The sequence below is a fragment of the Clavibacter rahimiani genome, assembly GCF_052654495.1.
This window is the reverse complement of the sequence record NZ_CP199790.1, coordinates 2,442,680-2,456,858: the sequence shown is the minus strand read 5'-3', so window position 1 is coordinate 2,456,858 and position 14,179 is coordinate 2,442,680. Positions and strand designations below refer to the sequence as shown.

General features: G+C 68.6%; 17 protein-coding genes and 2 riboswitches. Of the genes, 8 read left to right on the top strand and 9 right to left on the bottom strand.

Translation table 11 applies throughout. From position 1 onward, the window contains the following. Positions 1–93 precede the first annotated feature (93 nt). Together ACT7CP_RS11580 and ACT7CP_RS11575 are read left to right on the top strand one after the other, a co-directional pair. Positions 94–1,635, top strand: a complete 1,542-nt coding sequence (locus tag ACT7CP_RS11580) for a DUF262 domain-containing protein (protein WP_445442338.1) — start codon at positions 94–96, stop codon at positions 1,633–1,635. After that, positions 1,632–2,438 (top strand): hypothetical protein, encoded by an 807-nt coding sequence (locus ACT7CP_RS11575; protein WP_445442337.1) that lies wholly within the window; start codon positions 1,632–1,634, stop codon positions 2,436–2,438. The genes ACT7CP_RS11580 and ACT7CP_RS11575 overlap by 4 nt, the downstream gene beginning before the upstream one ends. Before the next feature lie 102 nt (positions 2,439–2,540). Here ACT7CP_RS11575 and ACT7CP_RS11570 read toward each other — a convergent pair whose 3' ends face one another. From ACT7CP_RS11570 to ACT7CP_RS11560, 3 genes are read right to left on the bottom strand one after another with little or no spacing between them, the layout of a single operon-like run. After that, positions 2,541–3,308 carry an SCO1664 family protein gene (locus tag ACT7CP_RS11570; RefSeq protein ID WP_445442336.1) on the bottom strand — a complete coding sequence of 256 codons (768 nt, stop codon included), beginning with the start codon at positions 3,306–3,308 and terminating at the stop codon, positions 2,541–2,543. Then, positions 3,308–3,859 (bottom strand): DUF3090 domain-containing protein, encoded by a 552-nt coding sequence (locus ACT7CP_RS11565; protein ID WP_445442335.1) that lies wholly within the window; start codon positions 3,857–3,859, stop codon positions 3,308–3,310. The genes ACT7CP_RS11570 and ACT7CP_RS11565 overlap by 1 nt, the downstream gene beginning before the upstream one ends. A gap of 23 nt (positions 3,860–3,882) precedes the next feature. Beyond that, positions 3,883–4,575, bottom strand: coding sequence for a histidine phosphatase family protein (locus ACT7CP_RS11560; RefSeq protein WP_445442334.1), 693 nt, complete (start codon positions 4,573–4,575; stop codon positions 3,883–3,885). Between the two features lie 93 nt (positions 4,576–4,668). Between ACT7CP_RS11560 and ACT7CP_RS11555 the strand changes: the two genes are divergently transcribed. Further along, positions 4,669–5,118, top strand: a complete 450-nt coding sequence (locus tag ACT7CP_RS11555; protein WP_445442333.1) for a DUF2510 domain-containing protein — start codon at positions 4,669–4,671, stop codon at positions 5,116–5,118. A 27-nt stretch (positions 5,119–5,145) separates the two neighbouring features. On the opposite strand, the gene ACT7CP_RS11550 is transcribed toward ACT7CP_RS11555, so the two are convergent. Both ACT7CP_RS11550 and ACT7CP_RS11545 read right to left on the bottom strand, forming a co-directional pair. Then, a complete protein-coding gene (locus ACT7CP_RS11550; protein WP_445442332.1) occupies positions 5,146–5,598 on the bottom strand; it encodes a universal stress protein in 453 nt (150 codons plus the stop codon). Positions 5,599–5,600: 2 nt separating this feature from the next. Then, positions 5,601–7,067 carry an APC family permease gene (locus tag ACT7CP_RS11545; RefSeq protein WP_445442331.1) on the bottom strand — a complete coding sequence of 489 codons (1,467 nt, stop codon included), beginning with the start codon at positions 7,065–7,067 and terminating at the stop codon, positions 5,601–5,603. Between the two features lie 247 nt (positions 7,068–7,314). On the opposite strand from ACT7CP_RS11545, the gene ACT7CP_RS11540 reads away from it, so the two are divergent. Continuing rightward, positions 7,315–7,719: a hypothetical protein gene (locus tag ACT7CP_RS11540; RefSeq protein WP_445442330.1), complete on the top strand. Its 405-nt coding sequence runs from the start codon at positions 7,315–7,317 to the stop codon at positions 7,717–7,719. A 26-nt stretch (positions 7,720–7,745) separates the two neighbouring features. Here the strand turns inward: ACT7CP_RS11540 and ACT7CP_RS11535 are convergent, their stop codons facing one another. Then, the gene (locus ACT7CP_RS11535) at positions 7,746–9,032 is read right to left on the bottom strand and encodes a PIN-like domain-containing protein (RefSeq protein ID WP_445442329.1); all 1,287 of its coding nucleotides are present in this window, start codon (positions 9,030–9,032) and stop codon (positions 7,746–7,748) included. A 181-nt stretch (positions 9,033–9,213) separates the two neighbouring features. On the opposite strand from ACT7CP_RS11535, the gene ACT7CP_RS11530 reads away from it, so the two are divergent. Next, positions 9,214–9,777 carry a GIY-YIG nuclease family protein gene (locus ACT7CP_RS11530; protein WP_445442328.1) on the top strand — a complete coding sequence of 188 codons (564 nt, stop codon included), beginning with the start codon at positions 9,214–9,216 and terminating at the stop codon, positions 9,775–9,777. 18 nt (positions 9,778–9,795) lie between these two features. Here ACT7CP_RS11530 and ACT7CP_RS11525 read toward each other — a convergent pair whose 3' ends face one another. Next, positions 9,796–10,917, bottom strand: coding sequence for a zinc-ribbon domain-containing protein (locus ACT7CP_RS11525; RefSeq protein WP_445442327.1), 1,122 nt, complete (start codon positions 10,915–10,917; stop codon positions 9,796–9,798). A gap of 49 nt (positions 10,918–10,966) precedes the next feature. On the opposite strand from ACT7CP_RS11525, the gene ACT7CP_RS11520 reads away from it, so the two are divergent. Next, a complete protein-coding gene (locus ACT7CP_RS11520; protein WP_445442326.1) occupies positions 10,967–11,521 on the top strand; it encodes a GNAT family N-acetyltransferase in 555 nt (184 codons plus the stop codon). Between the two features lie 24 nt (positions 11,522–11,545). Here the strand turns inward: ACT7CP_RS11520 and ACT7CP_RS11515 are convergent, their stop codons facing one another. Further along, a complete protein-coding gene (locus tag ACT7CP_RS11515; protein WP_445442325.1) occupies positions 11,546–11,944 on the bottom strand; it encodes a ChaB family protein in 399 nt (132 codons plus the stop codon). 116 nt (positions 11,945–12,060) lie between these two features. Here ACT7CP_RS11515 and ACT7CP_RS11510 point away from each other — a divergent pair, with 116 nt between their 5' ends. Continuing rightward, complete coding sequence (locus ACT7CP_RS11510; RefSeq protein ID WP_445442324.1) at positions 12,061–12,831, top strand: copper resistance CopC family protein; 771 nt, start codon at positions 12,061–12,063, stop codon at positions 12,829–12,831. A 37-nt stretch (positions 12,832–12,868) separates the two neighbouring features. On the opposite strand, the gene ACT7CP_RS11505 is transcribed toward ACT7CP_RS11510, so the two are convergent. Continuing rightward, positions 12,869–13,240 (bottom strand): BlaI/MecI/CopY family transcriptional regulator, encoded by a 372-nt coding sequence (locus ACT7CP_RS11505; RefSeq protein ID WP_413963570.1) that lies wholly within the window; start codon positions 13,238–13,240, stop codon positions 12,869–12,871. Positions 13,241–13,354: 114 nt separating this feature from the next. Between ACT7CP_RS11505 and ACT7CP_RS11500 the strand changes: the two genes are divergently transcribed. Next, entirely contained in the window at positions 13,355–13,816 is a 462-nt protein-coding gene (locus ACT7CP_RS11500) for an SseB family protein (protein ID WP_413963569.1), read from the top strand. 141 nt (positions 13,817–13,957) lie between these two features. Continuing rightward, positions 13,958–14,044: riboswitch (glycine riboswitch) on the top strand. 1 nt (position 14,045) lies between these two features. After that, positions 14,046–14,139: riboswitch (glycine riboswitch) on the top strand. The last annotated feature ends 40 nt before the right edge of the window (positions 14,140–14,179 follow it).

Sequence of the window (14,179 nt, the reverse complement as noted above, 5' to 3'; positions counted from 1 at the left end):
GCGGTGCATCGCGCACCAGCTCGCGCAGCCTAACCGCACTCGCCGCATACCTCGCGCTGTGCTGCCGCCCGTCCAAGGAAGCGAATCAGCGATATGCAGCACGTCTCCCGCAACATGGGTGTACCCGAGCTCATTCGATTAGCCCACAGTGGCGCCCTCGCCCTGCCAGAGTTTCAACGCCCTTTCGTGTGGGAGCCGAGCCGGGTTGTTGAGCTATTAGATAGCGTCTTAAATGGCTGGCCTATAGGGTCCTTACTCATGCTGGAGGGTCCTCAGCCATTTCAAATTCGAGAGATTGACGGAGCTCCCCCCGTCTTTGAAGATGACGTAAAGCTGTACCTTTTGGACGGGCAGCAGCGTGTAACAGCTTTATATCATGCTCTCACTGGCACTAGTCATACGGCGTACTACGCTGACTTCAGTGATCTTGACGAAAATGAACGCCCTTCGTTAAAGTGGGCAAAGAAGTCACCATCAAGTAATGCTGCGTCAGCGTCGAGAGTGCCATTTTCTATCCTCTTGCGTGAAGACCTTTTCGATGCCCTTGCTCAAGAGGTTCCGCAACATGTTTCTGACTGGATGTATGAAGCCCGGCGGGTCCTGGTAGACGACGACCTTGGAAGCGCATATAGTGTCCCGGCCATCGTTATGGAACAAGCGATCAGCCTAGAGGCATTAACGCGAATATTCGAGACGCTGAACAGGACCGGAGTACGTCTTAATTCCTTTGACTTGATGGTGGCTGTTCTGTATCCCTCAGGCTTCAACCTGCGGGAAGAGTGGAACGCGGCACGAGCGACATCAGCTGCTTTAGACCAGTTTGACAGCAGTGGCCTCGAAATACTGAAACTTATTGCTCTGTGGCAAAAAGACGAAGACCAGCTCTCCAGATCACGGCCCGCTTCGAGGCGCGTTACTGGAATTAGACAAAGGGATGTTCTAAACATTCCGCCGGAGTCGGTTGAACGCTGGTGGAAACGCGCCATTGCGGCATACAGCGACGCGCTGGGTATGTGTTCGCAATCTTTCGGGATCCAAGGGTCGGATGGCCTTCCCTCAGAAACAATGGTGCTCGCGCTGGCGTATTTCATCGATAGAGGCATCGCTGAGGGCACTATTAGGCGTTGGTACTGGGCCTCGGTAGCGATGCAGACCTACGCTCAGGGCGCCAACACTCAAATTATCATCGATACTCGATCGGGTTCTCCAGAACTTCCTCCAATCACGTCAGTGGAAGCCGCGCTCCGCGCAGATCTAGGCGATGAGGTGCGTAGGAATAAGATCTTGCGACTTGGCGTGCGTGCTCTGTCCGTTTTGCACGATGACGGAGACCCTGCCACTGGAATGCCATTTCGTGGTTCCGTTGTCGAAGTATCTCTTACTGCCCTCCTTGAGGATCGTGTGGCAGTGGACGGAGACGCGGCGGTTGCTGATCTGGTGTTCGTGTCAAAAGAATCTATTAAGGTTCTTCGCAAGCGGCGCACGGCAGGTGAGCGCCTAATGGACCGAATTGATTTCGATACCCTCCTTCGACAGGGTTTTGAAAGCATGCACGATACTGAAAGCGATTTGCTCGATGGTAGCGCGGGGCGAGTGCAAACGCTGGTAACTAGATTCCTGATGAGGATGTCGTGAAACTGAAGACAGCAGTACTAATTGCCGGTGTACTTGCCGTGGTGGTTTGGCTTGCCCTCTGGGCGTTTGTGATATTGCTCTCGACCGTCCTGCCAGCTGGACAAGCGTCGAAGTATGGGCAAGTCGGAGATATGTTTGGCGCTGGCTCTTCTCTCTTTTCGGCTATTGCGGTTGCGGCAGTAGCAGTTGTTCTTGTTTTCGATGTCAACGAAAGGCGTCGTGACCTAGAACACCGGGAGCAAATGGCCGACAATGATCGGCTGGGATTGCGACCGTACGTCGTTGGTTACTTGGCGGACAGGGATGGTCGCATTGACCAGTCCCAGTGGATTGCAGGGCAGCTTCATGTGACGCTCGTGTTTAAAATTACGCTGAGAAATCAAACCGCAGACCCCGCTCTCAATGTCACACTAAGTATGCGCGCGGAAGAAGCTGGTGATGCGTCTGCGGTCGTTGCGGTTCCATTGCCATTGTCGGAAGGAAATCTGGAGACTGCAGAGCTGTCGCTCAGTCTGCGAGGTAGCGAAGCGAGTAGCGCATTGCGCGATATTGCGAATCGGTCCTACAGCGTTGCGATACTTATTAATTATACGAGCTTGAACGGCACCAGCTGGTACTCGCGTGTTAAATATGAGTTCGGGGTCGGCAATGCATCGGTCGCCGCGATTATCCCAAATCTGCAGGACGAGCAGAGTGGCGAGTCCATAGTGTCTGAAGGGGGATTTGGTGGGGGTGTGGTGTATCCGTTAAAGGCAGTCGCGAGTCCGGGTTCATGGGAGCAGGCAAATGTTAGTGCTAAATAATTTGCGCGCGTCCGGTCGTTTACTTTTCGCTCAGTATGACTTATCTCCCTTTTGGTTTCGCCGTCGCTAGCGTATCGAGTGGTGTGTATTCCCGTCTGCCAGCTAAAACAGCGGCCATGGGACCGCGGACTGTTGCCCGGATGGCGCCGGGAACCGTGCATCCGCGCGCAAGCGGGTGCATCGATCGGCCAGCGCCGCGACCTCCTCCGCCGTGAGCAGCTCCGCCAGCTCGCGCCCCAGATCACCGTCCAACCCCGCGACGACCCGGTCGACGCCCTCGAGCTCCTCGGCGGTCAGCGGATCGCCGATCCACCCCCACAGCACCGTCCGCAGCTTGTGCTCCTGGTGGAAGGTGATGCCGTGGTCCACGCCGTGGCGGTGGCCGCCCGGCATCGCGAGGATGTGGTCGCCCTTGCGGTCGGCATTGTTGGCGATGACGTCGAAGACGGCCATGCGGCGGAGCGCGGGGGTGTCCTCGTGGATCAGGGTGACGGATCCGCCGTCCTGGTCCTCGCCCTCGAGCACGGGCTTCCAGCCGTCCTCCGGCACCTCGTCCGTCGGGAGCAGGTCGACGGCGGTCTGCTCGGGATCCGTCTCCTGCCAGAGCTGCACCATGCCCTCGCCGAACGGCCCGTCACGCAGCCACGTGCGCGGCACGACGCCCCAGCCGAGCGCCTCCGAGAGGCGGTACGCGGCGACCTCGCGGTGCGCCAGGGTGCCGTCGGGGAAGTCCCACAGCGGGTTCTCGCCGTCGATGGGCTTGTAGACGACGACCACGTCGCCGATGGTGCCGAGGAAGGTCGCGTTGGACGCGGTGCGGATGCGGCCGGTGAGCGTGAGCTCGGCGGTCACGAGATCCGTCGCCGGCATCAGTCCTCGCGCGGGATGCAGATGTGGCCGTCGGGATCCATGGGCTCGCCGCAGAACGGGCACGCCGGGCGGCCGGCGCTCACGATGGCGCGGGTGCGCTGGGCGAACGCGCGGGCGGCACCGACCGGCATCCGCACGAGGAGCATCTCGGTCTCGGAGGAGGCGTCGTCGGCCCGGAACACGTCGTCGTCCGCGTCGTCCTCCGTGAGGGGGTACGCCTCGACCACGATCTGCGCGGTGGTCGGGTCCCAGCCGAGGCTCATGGCGCCGGTGCGGAAGTGCTCCTCGACGGGCTCGAGCTGGTCCTCGTCGATGAGCTCCGGCGGCGTGCTCGCGGGGATGCTGAAGGGGTTGCCCTCGACGGCGATGAGCTGGTCGAGGATCTCGTCGATCTTGTCCGCCAGCAGGGCGGACTGCTGCTTCTCGAGGGCGATGCTCACGACCCGCGCGCCGGAGCGCACCTGCAGGTAGAACGTGCGGGCCCCCGGGAGGCCGATGGTGCCGACCACGACCCGGTCGGGCCAGTCGAACTCGAGGGCGCGTGTGGGCATGGTTCCACTCTATGCGCGGCGGATCACGGCGTGCTGTGCCCGGCGCCGCCGCCGACCGGCGCATCGCCCGATCCGGTGCCCTTCGCGAGCCACGCGAGGTCGCCCGCGTCGGTGTTGGTCGCGTGGACGGTCGGCCGGCTCGTGCCGTAGCGCACGATCGAGACCGACGCGGGGCCCACGTCGATGCGCTGGAACAGGTCGAGGTGCGTGCCGAGCGCGTCGGCGAGGATCGACTTGATGACGTCGCCGTGGCTGACCGCGACCCACACGGCGCCGGGCCCGTGCTCGGCCTCGATGGCGGCGTCATGACGGCGGATCGCGGCGACCGCGCGCGCCTGCATCCCGGCCATCGACTCCCCGCCCGGGAAGACGACCGACGACGGGTGCGCCTGCACGCGGGACCAGAGGTCCTCCTTGGCGAGCTCGCCGAGCGCGCGGCCCTGCCAGTCGCCGTAGTCGCACTCGGTGATGTCGGGCTCGATCGGCTGGGTCGGCTTCCCCGGCTGCCGCTCGAGGATCCGCTGCGCGGTCTCCCAGCAGCGCTGGAGGGGGCTGGACACGACGGCGGCCAGCGGCACCGCGGCCAGCCGCTCGGCGGTGCGGTCCGCTTGCTCTCGTCCGATGTCGTCGAGGTCGACGCCGGGGGTGCGCCCCGCCAGGATCCCGGTCGCGTTCGCTGTGGTGCGTCCGTGCCGCACGAGGATCACTGTCGCCATGCGGCCAGCCTAGGGACCTGGGGGTGGTGATCCGCCGCGCGGCCGGACACGAGGGTGGTGCGGAGGGCGGGCGACGGCCCACGATGGGGCCAGATGCTCACGACGAGAGGCGAGACGATGGCAGCTGAGGCGCAGGCCGGGTGGTACGACGACGGTTCCGGGATCACCCGGTGGTGGGACGGCGCGGGGTGGACGGAGACGGTGCAGCCCCCGCCGCCGCCCGGATACGGCGCGTCCGCGACGCCCGCTGTGTCCGCGGAACCCGCCGTGGCCGCGATGCCCGCCGCCGCCCCCGCCGCATCGCCCGCCCCGGTCGTCAGCGCGCGGAAGCGCGGCAAGAGCTACGTCGTCCTGCAGACCATCCTCAAGGAGAAGCTGTGGGGCACCGGATCCGGGAACCTCACGGAGCTCGAGCAGGCGATCAACGCGCAGGCCGCGCTCGGATACCGCCTGCACACGATCTCGACGGCCGTGTCGGGGAGCAAGGGCCTCGGCGGCGGCGACCGCATCCAGGCGACCATGGTGTTCGAGGCGATCGACTGAGAGCCGGGTGACGCCGGGGCGATCCGCCTACGCGCGCCCCCGCACCGGCCGGCAGATCAGCACCGGGCAGGGCGCCGAGTGCTGCACGCGGCTCGCGGTGCTGCCCAGGAGGATCGTCGCCGTGAGGCCGCGGCTGCCGGCGGCCATGGAGATCAGGTCGGCGTCGAGGTCCTCGGCGGCGCGGATGATCTCGGTGGCGGGGGAGCCGCTGCGCACCTCGCGGTGGATCCTCGGCCCCCAGCGGTCGAAGACGGCGGCGACCACGTCGACGGCGGACTCCGCGTCGCGGCGGTAGCTGAGCTCCGTCTGGCCCGGCGCGTGGTGGGGGCCCAGCTCGTTGGCGAACGGCGCCGCGGCGTACGGGCTCACGACCGCGAGGACCGTGACGTCACGGATCTCGCGGGAGTCGGCGATCAGCTGGAACTGGCGGGCGGCCTCGAGTGACGCCTTCGATCCGTCGGTGGTGACGATCACGTGCATGGTCAGACCTCCCTGTCCGTCGGGCCGGCCGCGGCGACCGCCGCCGCGTCCCCGGGATCCGGCCGCTTGTTCCCGAAGGCGCGCTGGGCCAGGTAGAGCACGAGCCCCAGCGCGAGGAGCCCGCCGACCCACCACAGCGCGGCGGGGTCGTCGATGAGCGTGTAGATCAGCACGGCCACGTTGCCGATGATCCCGACGATGAGCAGCGGCGTGTTCGCGCGGTAGGTGTCCGCCGTCTCGTCGTGGCCGCGGAGCTTCAGGCACGCGACGATCACGAGCGCGTAGATGAAGAGGAGGAACACCACGGTGATGGTGGCGAGGCGGTCGACGATGTCGAGCCGCTCGTCCTCGGGGATGCCCGCCTGGCTGGAGCGGATCGCGGCGCCGATGACCAGGAGGCTCGCGACCACCGCGCCGCCGAAGATGAGCGCGACGTAGGGGCTGCGCCGTGCGGGATGGACCTTCGCGAAGATCGCGGGCACGACGTTCTCGCGGGCCATGCCGAAGAGGATCCGCGACTGGGCCACCACGGTCACGAGCGCCGTGTTGCTGATGGCGACCATGGCGATCAGGCCGAAGATCACGAGCATCACGGCGGCGGGGATGAAGAAGAGGTCGGCGCGCACCACCTCGAGGAGCGTGTTGCCCGCGAGCGCGTCGATCGGGACGGCGAGGGCCGCAGCCATCGAGACGAGCACGTAGACGACGCCGGCGGTCATCATGCCGCCGATGAGCGCGCGGGGGAACGCGTGCGACGGGTCGATGGTCTCCTCGGCGACGTTGGCCGCGTTCTCGAAGCCGGTCATCGCGAAGAAGGCGAGCGAGACGCCGGCGAGGACGGCCAGCACCGCGGATCCGCCGCCGCCCTCGACCTGGAACTGCAGCAGGACGGCCGGGTCGCCGACGCCCTCGACCAGTGCGATCACGCCGATGGCGACGACGACGATCAGGCCGCTGATCTCCACGAACGTCATGACCACGTTCGCGACGACCGACTCGCTGATCCCGATGAGGTTGATCACCGTGATGACGGCCACGAACGCGACCGCGATGCCGGTGGTCGCCCAGATGGCGGACTCGGGCAGGCCGATGAGGTCGCTGAGGTAGCGGACGAAGCCGGCGGCGAGGGAGCCGACCGCGGCCATGTTGGCGGACAGCATGCAGATGGTGATGAAGAAGGTGAGCACCGGGCTGCGGAACGCCTTGTTGATGTACAGGGAGGCGCCGGCGGCCTGCGGGTACTTGGTCACGAGCTCGGCGTAGGCGAGGCCCGTGATGGTCGCGATGGCGACGCCCACGAGGAACGCCATCCAGAACGCGCCGCCCACGGCCGCGGCCACGAGGCCGACGAGCACGTAGATGCCGGATCCGAGGACGTCGCCGACGACGTAGAAGTACAGCTGCTTCGCGGTGATGGACCGCTTGAGCACGCTGCGCGATGGTGCGTCTGCCTCGATGGGATTCGCCATTTCCCCACACTAGGGGCGGGGTGCCGGGCGGTGAAGGGGGTCGCGCGGATCGGGCAGCGACCGCTATACCGCGCATCGGGCGGGAGGAGCGCCGGAGGATGGCCGCGTCGTGCCGCGGATCGGCCGCCACGCGCCGGTCGCGGACGGATCCCTCGGCGATACTGGACGAGGCGGCGCCGTCCCGAGGGCCGCCGCCGTGACGGGGAGGTCGCATGATCCGAGCAGCCGACGCCAGCGGGGTGCGGGCATGACGCCGCGCATCCGGGCCCTCCTGCTCAGCGGGGTGATCACCGGTCTGACCATGGCGATCGTCGCGGCCGCGCGTCCCTGGACCCGGCGGCCCGAGCCCGACGACTGGGTCGTGCTGCGGTTCGCGGCGGGCCCGGACGCGTCCGCGTACGAGGCGTTCGAGTCGCTGGCCGCGACGGAGGCCGCGGGCGACGACGCGCTGCAGCTGCTCGAGGCGGGCCGCATCGACGGCAACGAGTTCGGCGAGGACTCCTACGACGTGCACTTCGTGGGATACGAGCGCGGGATCATGTGGAGCGTCCTCGAGCCGATCTTCGCCGGCGCGCTCGTGCCCTGGACCTCGGTGGAGCTCCGCCGCGGCTTTGAGGACCAGGCACCCGTGGTGGTGCGGGCGTCGCGCTGAGGCGCGTGACCTCAGTTTCCGCGTTTCTAGGCGACGGTTCCGTCTGGGCCCTCGATCGTGGACACCGCAAAGCCAATTGCAGAATCCGTAGTCGGGCCGGAACTTGCCTCGTATTTGACGAACTCTTCCGGAACCGAGTACCCGATTGCTTTACCAGGGCCTGTGTACTCTGCGCGCATTGGCTCTTGGGCCTGCTTCGAAACGAGCCCATCTGCTACCAAGGCACTCATGGCGTTTCGTGCAGGAGTGGCGAAATGTCGAAGAGAGCGTGCGTCCTCATCCTGCTTGATGATCTCGTACAGGCTGGATCGGCTAATAAAACCATCTGCCCTCGCGGCTTCCACTATGACGTCGGCCCGCTCCCCATTGCCCGTGGACCTCAATGTGGCTAGAAGCTGTTCATAGGCGGCGGCGGTCCATGTCGCAGGAGATGGGTTCAAGGCGTCCTCGGACTCGTCGAGGGTAGTGGTGGAAACCTTTTCGGGATCACGGCTTTGAACAAGAAGTAGCAGATCCCGAGTGGTGAGAAGAATGAGGTCCGTACCGCCCGCTCCACGCACATCCTCCACGAGGATGGAGTGCGGGCCTGCGTTCAGTTTGCGCTGCTTAAATAGCCAGTCGCCTTTTGCGGCATCGTCACTGACCACTACTACGGCTCTATTCTGAAGCTCTGGAGCCCTCAGTACTTCGGCCCACCACAAGTAGTCGCCATCGCTCTTGTCTTTGAATCCAGGGGCAAGCTGCGCTTCATGGCGCCTCTCCGCCTCGGCAGCGTCGGCGAGCAGCAGCTGGTCAGAAGGGCGGGCTCCGACTTGGTCTCCGATTATCAGTTCCAGTCGAGCAGTGAGTTCGTCTTTGTAGCCAACCATTTTATCTGGGTTGAGATCATAGCTATTATCGGCCTCGGTCTGCGCGCTATCCAGTACATCAAATAGATTCGACCTGGCGGCTTCGAGTCCCTCGATGTCGCTGGGGTGTAGCGTTCGCCTATTGGCGAATGCGTTGATCAGCGCTCTAGTCGCAGACCTCAGCTTGTCTATTTCGGCTTCAGTTTGCTCCAATTCCGTGCGGCGTTGGTCCACGACATCGACGCGATTACGATTAAACTCCAGTGCAATCTGGTATGGAATAAACAACTGGTTTTTGATCTCGCCGAGAACTGCCAGAAGTTCTTCGCGGGCAAGGGGGGAGTAGCGCAGAACATGGAGTAAAACATTCGTGTCGACTACAATTAAGCCGTCCTCGAAGGCGGCCTCTATGCGATCCTTGACTGGCCTGTAGTAATGATCGAACCCGTCGGTAAGACGTGCCACGTGAAACTTCCCATCGTCGTTTGCCTAAACCATATGAGTCCGAGATGGTCGAGCCAAGCCCCCATTCAGGGTGCTTCATGGCGTGGCACGCAAGTTGCACGCGAGCTCGGACGGTGACGACTCGCTCCATTCGGCCTTGTGGTCGGCACCAAATGTCGGCCCCCGCGTCTAGCGTCGGGGCATGACGTCGAGTCGATCCGCGGGGTGCTGCGCCGAGGGCTGCGCGGCGTCGGCCGAGCGCGGGGCGCCCGTGCCGCTGTGCGCGGCGCACCTCGTCGCCTCGGCCGGATGGGCGGAGCGGGAGCACGGCGTGGAGGACGTGCTGCCGTCGCCGTGCCCGGCCTGCGGATCGCGCCTCGGCGTGCGGTACCCCTCCGGCTGGCTGTGCGCGGTATGCGAGTGGCGGCACGGGGATCACCCGGACGGCGAGCTCGCGCCGCCGCGGGTCGACGTCGTCTACTACATCCGCTTCGGCGACCGGATGAAGATCGGCACCAGCGCCAACCCGCGGCAGCGGCTCGGCACGCTCCGGCACGACGAGCTGCTCGCGTTCGAGCGCGGCGGCCGGGCCGTGGAGCGGGCGCGGCACGCGCAGTTCGCCCGGCAGCGGTACGACCGCACCGAGTGGTTCGCGCTCGACGCCGGGTTGCGCGCGCACGTGGCCGCGCTCGCCGCGGGCCAGCCGGATCCGTGGGAGCTCCTCGCCCGGTGGCGGAGCGAGGCGCTGGCGCTGCGGGTCAGCTGACGCGACCGGTACGGCACGTCATCCGGCCGCGGCCGACGGCGGCGCCTCGCGCAGGTACGCGTCCACGAGGAACGGGCCGCGGATCTCGCGGAGCCGGTCGAGGAGCTGATCCACCGTGCCGCGCGTGAGGCCCGACACGCACAGGTCGTACGGCCCGAGGGGCGGCAGCTTGCCGGTGCGGATGCGGATCACCTCCCAGCCGGCCGAGCGCAGCGCGCGGTCCTTGCGGCGGTCGGCGTCCTCGCGCCGGCCGACGTGCTCGAGGCCGTGGCGGCCGGTGGAGTCGTACTCGATCGCGACGCGCAGCTCCGGCAGCAGGATGTCCGGCCACGCCTCCAGGTGCTCGAAGAACGGCCGCGCCAGACGCACCGCGTTGAGGCCGGTCGTGTGCTCGAGGCGCGCGGCCAGGTCCTGGCGGAGGCGCTCCTCGACGGCGGACGCGGGTGGCGGCGCGCACGCGCTCGCGAACGGCTCGCCCACGGGGAGGTCGGGCGTCTTCGCGCAGATGCCGGGGGAGCGGCGGGCGCGGGCGGGAGAGGCAGCGGCGCGCGCGGGAGGGGCGGCGGCGCCACGCTCGGAAGGCGCGGCGGCGGAAGGCGCGGTGCCGCTCGGCGTGCCGTCCTTCCCGCGGCGGTCGCGCCCGGTGCCGCGGGCCGTCGGCATGCCGTCGCGCGATCCGCGTCGCGCCCGGGGAGCCCCGGACGTCGGCACGGTGGACCCGTCGCTCGACGCCGCGGATCCACCGGACGCACCTGCCCCCGCCACCGGCCCCGCCACGAGCGGCGACGCCCCCGGCCACCGCACCTGGTCGGCCATCGGCAGCACCGGCGTGCGCGGGGACGCGGCCTCCGCGCAGTCCGGGCACCACGACGACCGGCGGCGCTCGCGGCCCGGCCGGTTGCGCTGCTCCTCGGGCGTGGCGACGAAGACGTGGCCCGTGTCGCACTGCCAGATGAGGAGGACGTCGGCCGCGGGCGGCACCTGCGTGAGCGTGATGCCGCGGTTGTACTCGGGGTGGTACTGCCGGATCAGCACGGGGAACGACGCCCACGCCTCCCGGTACGCGCCCACCGGGTACGGCACGTCGAGGCCGCGCGACCAGCGGCGTCGCGCCCACCACGCATCCACCGGCTCGGGCATGCGGTCACGGTACGAGGAGCCACCGACGTCGGCCGCCTAGCCTGGGTCGATGCCCGACCTCGCGACCGACCGCCTGCTCCTCCGCCGCTTCACGGAGGCCGACGCGCCGTTCCTGCTCGACCTGCACTCCCGGCCCGACGTGCAGCGGTGGATCGGCTCGGGGGAGGTGCACACGGACCCCGCGAAGGCGGTCGCCCGTGCCGCCCGCTACGCCGCCCTCGAGCACCCGGTGCGCGGGATCTGGGCGATCGCCGACCGCGACGGCGGCGCGCTGCTCGGCACCCTCCTCCTTAAGGACCTGCCGGCGTCGAGCGCACCCGTGCCCGACGACGACCCGGCCCCGCGCGACGCGCCGGAGGAGGGCGAGACGGAGATCGGCTGGCACCTGCACCCCGACGCCTGGGGCCGCGGCATCGCGACGGAGGCGGCCCGGCGGGTGCTCGCGCACGCGGCCGCGGGCGGGCTGGCGCGCGTCCTCGCGGTCACGAACCCGGCCAACGCGCCCTCGCAGGCCGTGTGCCGGCGGATCGGGATGCGCCCGCTCGGCCGCACCCGCGCCTACTACGACGCCGAGTGCGAGCTGTTCCGCGTCGACCTGCCCTGAGGCCGGATCGGCACGGGCACGGGCTCAATCCTCGCGCTCGCGCGCCTTCCGGGTCTCGCGGTCGTTCGCCTTCCGGATCCCCGCAACCAGCTCGTCCTTCGTCATGCGGCTGCGTCCGCTCACGTCGAGGCGGCGGGCGACGTCCATGAGGTGCACCTTCGACGCGTTGGCATCGACGCCGCCCTTCGTGCCCGCGCCGCGTCGCTCGGCTCCGTCGTCCGACGGGCCCTTCTCGTCCTTCGGCTCCCAGTGGTCGCCGACCTTCTCGAAGCCGTGCTTGAGCGCGGCGTAGGCGGTGCGCTCGGCGCGCTCGCCGGATCCGTACTGCTCCTCGGCCGCCGCGTGCGCCGCCGACCAGGTGGCCTGCGCGTGCTCGGGGGAGCGGCGGATGGTGCTCGGCATGTCGTCGTCGTCGGGGGCCACGGATCCTCCTCGTGCTCGGTGCGGGCCGCCTCGCGCGCCCGCCGTCCCTCCACCCTGCCCCTCCGTCGGGCCGCCGGCCTCGGCCCACCCGCCCGATCGCAGGGGATGATGGACCCATGGCGTCTCCGCTCCACCCCCGCACCCCGTCCGTCCTCCGTCGCGCCGCGCTCGCCGCGTCCGCCGCCGCGCTCGTGGTCGGGGGCGCGCTGATCCCCGCGGGTGCCGCCTCCGCGCACGACCGGCTGGTGGGGTCCACGCCCGCCGCCGACGCGACCGTCACGGCCGAGCCCGGCACCATCGCCCTCGACTTCAGCGAGGACCTCCTCTCGCTCGACGCGCAGAACTCCGGCTTCGCGATCCAGGTGGTCAACGCCTCGGACGGCTCCTTCCACGAGGACGGCTGCGTCGCGGTCGACGGCACCACCGCCACGAGCCGCATCGCGCTCGGCACGGCCGGCACCTACCAGGTCACGTGGCGCGCGGTCTCGAGCGACAGCCACCCGATCGACGGCACCTACTCCTTCACCTACGCGCCCGAGGGCGACACGGCCGGCACCCCGGCGGTGCTCGCCGCGCCCGCGTGCGGGGACCCCTGGGCGGGCAGCGAGCCCACCCCGACGCCCGAGCCCGAGGGCACCATGACGACGCAGGGCGCGGAGTCCGCGGCGCCCGCGCCGACCTCGGACGCGCAGTCCGGCGAGTCGGTGCCCATCGCCGACGCGGCCGAGGACACGCCGGTCGGGGTCTTCGTGCTCATCGGCTTCGTGATCCTCGCGGCCGCCGTGCTCGTGGTGCTCGGCGTGGTGCGCCGGTCGTCGCGCCGCTTCCCGGGCGAGGACGGCCGGAGCGTCGGCGGACCGCTCGACGGCGCCGACGACCCGCGCTAGCCGCGGCGACGCGCGGGGCGGGGATCCGACGGGTCGGCTAGGCCCGGTCGTCGGAGCCGAGCGCGCGGCGGAGGGCCGTGAGGTCGTCCCCGTCGAGCGTGCCGGCGAAGCGCAGGAGCGCGGCCTCGCGGTCCTTCGTGGCCGCGAGCGCGCCCGACATGAGCGACGCCGCGTGGTCGGTGCGCGAGCGGGCGGGCGCGAACGTGAGGGCGCGCGCCTCGTCGGAGCGCACCACGAGACCCTTCTGCCCGAGGCGGTCGAGCACCGTGAGCACCGTCGTGAGAGCGGGCCGCGGATCGGCGATGCGCGCGACGACGTCCTTGCCGGTGAGCGGCTCGTCGGCGTCCCAGAGGGCGTCCATGATCGCGGCCTCGAGCTCGCCGCGGGGTCGCTGACGTCCGATCGGCACGGCGGCTCCCCTCGGGTCGGGCGGCGGATGGGAAAGGTCGATCCTAACTCCGCCGGGCACCCGCCGACCTCGCGCGGTCAGGCACCGCGGCGCCCGATCGGGCACGATGGGGACATGACCGATTCACAGGACCGAGAGCCCACCCCCCTCGAGCAGGCCATCGCGCGCGGCCAGGCCGGCGAGTCCGACATGACCGCCGTCCTCACCGAGTTCATCAACACCGTGGTCGTCGTGCCGACCGCCACGCCCCTGACCCCCGAGACCGACCAGCTCCAGCCGGTCCTCTTCGACCGCGACGGCGTGCCCATGCTCGCCGCGTTCACGCACGAGGACCGCATCGACGAGAAGGTGACGAGCGTCGCCGACCACGTCGCCACGATCCCGGCCGCCGAGCTCGTGCAGGCGATCCCCGAGGGCACCGGCCTCGTCATCAACGTCGGCACCACCGACGGCTTCGAGATGATGCCCGAGGGCGTCGCGCAGCTCGCCGACGACGTGCGCCGCGTCATCGACCAGGACGACGACGGCCAGCCCGGCACCCCGGCGCCGGCCGCGCCCTCGCCCGACGCGGTCTGACCCGCGCGGTCCGACCGACCACCGACGCCGTCGCATCCGAGGAGGATGCGGCGGCGTCGTCGCGTCCGGACCGGTCGCCCCGCGGATCGTCACACGCCGGAAACCTCGGGCTCGATATGCTGATCCCCGTAACACGGCCGCGCACGCATCGCGGGAGAGCTCCTCCGGGAGCACCGAAGGAGCAAGCCTCCCCGCCAATCTCTCAGGTCCACGTACCGCGATGCACTGGCCACTCTGAAAAGCAGCCGTCCCGCACGGCTCGCCCACGGTGAAAGCACCGTCCTCGGACGGCGCGAAGCTCTCAGGCCCATGACAGAGGGGGAGTCCCGCATCCGGCGTCCCGCCGGGGAAGACCGGAGGACT

What these genes read in the sequence shown, in the direction of transcription:
- ACT7CP_RS11550 (WP_445442332.1), bottom strand. Translation starts at nt 5,598, where the DNA reads ATGCACGTGATCGTCACCACCGACGGATCGAAGGCGTCACTCGAGGCC.
- ACT7CP_RS11560 (WP_445442334.1), bottom strand. Translation starts at nt 4,575, where the DNA reads ATGGCGACAGTGATCCTCGTGCGGCACGGACGCACCACAGCGAACGCG.
- ACT7CP_RS11530 (WP_445442328.1), top strand. Translation starts at nt 9,214, where the DNA reads ATGACGTCGAGTCGATCCGCGGGGTGCTGCGCCGAGGGCTGCGCGGCG.
- ACT7CP_RS11570 (WP_445442336.1), bottom strand. Translation starts at nt 3,308, where the DNA reads ATGCCGGCGACGGATCTCGTGACCGCCGAGCTCACGCTCACCGGCCGC.
- ACT7CP_RS11565 (WP_445442335.1), bottom strand. Translation starts at nt 3,859, where the DNA reads ATGCCCACACGCGCCCTCGAGTTCGACTGGCCCGACCGGGTCGTGGTC.
- ACT7CP_RS11545 (WP_445442331.1), bottom strand. Translation starts at nt 7,067, where the DNA reads ATGGCGAATCCCATCGAGGCAGACGCACCATCGCGCAGCGTGCTCAAG.
- ACT7CP_RS11525 (WP_445442327.1), bottom strand. Translation starts at nt 10,917, where the DNA reads ATGCCCGAGCCGGTGGATGCGTGGTGGGCGCGACGCCGCTGGTCGCGC.
- ACT7CP_RS11555 (WP_445442333.1), top strand. Translation starts at nt 4,669, where the DNA reads ATGCTCACGACGAGAGGCGAGACGATGGCAGCTGAGGCGCAGGCCGGG.
- ACT7CP_RS11520 (WP_445442326.1), top strand. Translation starts at nt 10,967, where the DNA reads ATGCCCGACCTCGCGACCGACCGCCTGCTCCTCCGCCGCTTCACGGAG.
- ACT7CP_RS11580 (WP_445442338.1), top strand. Translation starts at nt 94, where the DNA reads ATGCAGCACGTCTCCCGCAACATGGGTGTACCCGAGCTCATTCGATTA.
- ACT7CP_RS11510 (WP_445442324.1), top strand. Translation starts at nt 12,061, where the DNA reads ATGGCGTCTCCGCTCCACCCCCGCACCCCGTCCGTCCTCCGTCGCGCC.
- ACT7CP_RS11500 (WP_413963569.1), top strand. Translation starts at nt 13,355, where the DNA reads ATGACCGATTCACAGGACCGAGAGCCCACCCCCCTCGAGCAGGCCATC.
- ACT7CP_RS11540 (WP_445442330.1), top strand. Translation starts at nt 7,315, where the DNA reads ATGACGCCGCGCATCCGGGCCCTCCTGCTCAGCGGGGTGATCACCGGT.